This is a genomic window from Methylobacterium sp. WL7 (assembly GCF_008040085.1).
Lineage (GTDB): Bacteria > Pseudomonadota > Alphaproteobacteria > Rhizobiales > Beijerinckiaceae > Methylobacterium > Methylobacterium mesophilicum.
On sequence record NZ_VRVG01000265.1, the window covers coordinates 1 to 2,690 of the forward strand.

The following is a 2,690-nucleotide window of genomic DNA, read 5'->3' on the forward strand; positions in this document are numbered from 1 at the left end:
ATACTGGACTTCGTCGGCGGTTCGGGTGCCGACGACACCCAAACTATTTCCTGTTCGCCGCAATATTCGGTATCAAATATATTAATGCTTGCAACATTATAATTTCAGGCAATCTCTAGGCTGCATTCATTTGAAAATAAAAATTATTGACAGTACCGCAATATTTACGCTATGGGCCGCTCAGTAACAGTAATACCCCGCCCGGGGCGGGGCGTGCCGTATCGTCCGGTGCAAGGCATATCCGCAGATCAGAGTGAAGCCGGAGGCCGCGTGCGGCCGAAGAGATCTTGGCTCTGCTTGCGGGTGTCCGGGATCCTTTCCGGATGAGCCGCCCGCGGCCGTCCGGTGTTCATGATCTCACCGTCATGATAGCTGGAGTACGGTCGCGGCTGCGGCGGCGCGTCGCCGGGATGGGCCTGCACGACGGGGCCCCACGCGCAACACGGGTCTGGACGGCCACCTTCCGGCGCTGCGACGATCGTCGCGGGGACCGGGCCCGAGATCGACAGGCAGGAGACGCATGGATCCCCAGGGAATGGATCCCCCAGGAATGGATCCCCAAGGATCCGAACAGGGATCGGAGACCGGACCGCGCCGGAGCGCCCAGCCGCGGATCCTCGCGGTGGCGGTGCAGAAGGGCGGCACCGGCAAGACCACGCTGGCGGCCTCCCTGGCCGTCGCGGCGGCGCAGGCGGGCGAGCGCGTGACCGCCCTCGACCTCGATCCGCAGGGCTCGCTGGTCGGCTGGGGGGCGCTGCGCGACAGCGACGCCGTGGCGGTCGACCGGATCCAGCCCTGGGAGATCGCCCAGCTCCCGGAGATCCTGGACATCCTCGCCCAGCAGGGCACGACCCTCGTGGTCCTCGACACCGCCGGCAGCGCGGCCGGGCTGGCGCCGGCCCTGAAGGGCGCGGATTTCGTGCTGATGCCGGTGCGGCCCTCGCGCCTCGACATCGTGGCGGCGCGCCCGACCCTCCAGTCCCTGATGGCGCTCGGCCTGCGCGGCCGGTTCGCCCTGGTGCTGAACCAGTGCCCGCCGCCGCCTTCGCCCCGCACCAGCGCCTATGCCGCGCAGTTGCGGGCGCTGGGCGTGCTGGCCGAGCCCGGCATCATCCACCGGGTCGATCACCAGGACGCCCTGGCGACCGGGCTCGGCGTCACCGAATACGCCCCCGCGAGCCCCGCCGCCGAGGAGATCCGGGCCCTGTGGGCCTGGATCGACGCGAAGATGCGGGCGTCCGACGCTCAGCCCTGAGCGAGCGCCGCGAGGATCCGCGCCCAGGAGCGCGTGCCCTTGTGGAAGCTCGTCAGGTCGTACTTCTCGTTGGGCGAGTGGATCCGGTCGTCGTCCAGGCCGAACCCGATCAGCAGCGTGTCGCGGTTCAGCAGCCGCTTGAAGTCGCCCACGATCGGGATCGAGCCGCCGGCCCCCACGGTCACGGCCGGCACGCCCCATTCCTCGGCCAGCGCCGCCTTGGCGGCCCCGAGCTGCGGCATGTCGAAGGGCAGGCTGATCGCCCGCGAGCCCTTGTAGGTGATGACCTCGACCTTGCAGTCCGCCGGCACCCGTTCGCGCACGAAGGCCTCGAACCGTTCGGCCAGCACCGTCGGGTCCTGGTCGTCCACGAGGCGGAACGAGATCTTGGCCGAGGCGGTGGAGGCGATCACGGTCTTGGTGCCCTCGCCGGTATAGCCGCCGATGATGCCGTTGGCGTCGCAGGACGGGCGCGACTGCACCAGCTCGATCGGCATCCGCCCGCGCTCGCCGGCCGGCTCCTTCAGGCCGATCGGCCCGAGCAGCGTCTCGGGCGTCAGGCCAAGGCCGCGCCACTGCTCCAGCACCTCGGGCGGCCGCTCGTGCACGCCGTCGTAGAAGCCCGGGATCGTCACCCGCCCGTCGTCGTCGTGCAGGTCGGCGATGATCTTCGACAGCACGTGGATCGGGTTGCGGGCGGCGCCGCCGAAGAAGCCCGAATGCAGGTCGCGGTCGGCGCAGGTGACCTTCACCTCGAAATACGCGAGCCCGCGCAACGACGAGGTGATGGCCGGCGTGGTCCGGTCCCACATGCCGGTGTCGCAGACCAGCACCACGTCGCAGCCGAGCCTTTCGCGATTCTGCGCGACCCATTCGGGAAGCCCTTGCGAGCCGCTTTCTTCCGCGCCCTCGATCAGGATGGTGACGCCGCAGGGCAGCTCGCCGCTCATGGCGATGTGAGCCCGGCACGCCTCCACGAAGGTCATGACCTGGCCCTTGTCGTCCGAGGCGCCGCGCCCGACGATCGTCTTCCCGCCCTGGCCGTCGTTCGCGATGTGCGGCTCGAAGGGCGGCGTCTTCCACAGGTCGAGCGGGTCGACCGGCTGCACGTCGTAATGGCCGTAGAACAGCACGTGCGGCGCACCGGGCTTCGGCTTGGTCGCCAGCACCACCGGGTGCAGCGACGTGTCCTCCACGGAGGTCTCGAAGCCGAGCGCCGTGAGGTCCTGGGCGAGCCACGCGGCGGCGGCGCGGCAATCGCCGGCATAGGCGGGGTCGGTCGAGATCGACGGGATCCGCAGGAAGGCGAACAGCCGCTCCAGGGCGTTCTCCAGGTCCGTGTCGATGTCGTTGAGGATCGCGTCGAGCGCGGCCATCGGAGGCTCCGGGGTTTTTTCGCAGGCTGAGGGTTAGCCGAAGCGAGGCGGGGGGGGCA

Annotated in this window: 2 protein-coding genes; one reads left to right on the forward strand and one right to left on the reverse strand. The window is 69.2% G+C overall.

Translation table 11 applies throughout. The features are described from left to right. Positions 1-550: 550 nt before the first annotated feature. Positions 551-1,255, forward strand: coding sequence for a ParA family protein (locus FV233_RS28980; protein WP_147899593.1), 705 nt, complete (start codon positions 551-553; stop codon positions 1,253-1,255). On the opposite strand, the gene FV233_RS28985 is transcribed toward FV233_RS28980, so the two are convergent. After that, on the reverse strand, positions 1,246-2,631 hold the full coding sequence (locus FV233_RS28985) for a M20/M25/M40 family metallo-hydrolase (protein ID WP_147899594.1): 1,386 nt from the start codon (positions 2,629-2,631) through the stop codon (positions 1,246-1,248). The two genes, FV233_RS28980 and FV233_RS28985, sit on opposite strands and share 10 nt — an antisense overlap. Positions 2,632-2,690 lie beyond the last annotated feature (59 nt).